Genomic DNA, 655 nt, shown 5'->3' with positions numbered 1-655 from the left:
TTTCATAAATTGCATACATTAATAATACGGAGAGGACTACATTGATTAATCTATCATGCGTGTTAAACCATAATTGAAAGGTGGCCCCCATGAGAGCCCACAAAACATTACAAATTGTTGTGACAAAACACATGATGATTCCAAAAATCAAAATCAGTAATTGTTGATTTTGAAAAATCGGAAACAAAAAGGAAATATAACCAATTAAAAAGTACAGCATGACCTACACGTTGGTTAAGTTTAAAAACATACCTGCCCAAAACCGATTATCTAAGTGAGTTGTGCGGGTAAGCTGAATTGATATCCCGAATAAAGAAAGAATTAAATACCCTAAGTAAAGTGATCCAACTCCTTTTAATAAAATAAGCGCCAAAGTAGATATTGATCTTAGCTCATTTGTAAAAAAGAATGTCAAAAAATCAAGAATAAAAAAACTGACAAAAAGCCCACTTAGGAAGGGATATGATCCTCGTAAACCTCGTAACCGACTTTCTTGTAAAGCCATTAGATTATTCGGGCCGGGTGTAATTGCCATAACTATTATATAAGCAAAAAAGCTTATCACTTTAACTCACCTTTTTCATTAACAAATAATTGCTCATGAAAAGCACATCAAGAACCGAGGCATAAAAAGTTCGGATGGCATCCTCTGGAG

General features: G+C 33.9%; 1 protein-coding gene. It reads right to left on the bottom strand.

Annotation, left to right across the window (positions count from 1 at the left end):
• Positions 1-220, bottom strand: a 220-nt coding sequence (locus KH893_RS11340; RefSeq protein WP_281166217.1) for a hypothetical protein, incomplete at its 3' end; no start/stop codon positions are given.
• Between the last annotated feature and the right edge of the window lie 435 nt (positions 221-655).

This window comes from Liquorilactobacillus sicerae (genome assembly GCF_029916425.1).
Taxonomy (GTDB): domain Bacteria; phylum Bacillota; class Bacilli; order Lactobacillales; family Lactobacillaceae; genus Liquorilactobacillus; species Liquorilactobacillus sicerae.
This window is presented reverse-complemented; position numbering and strand designations above follow the sequence as displayed.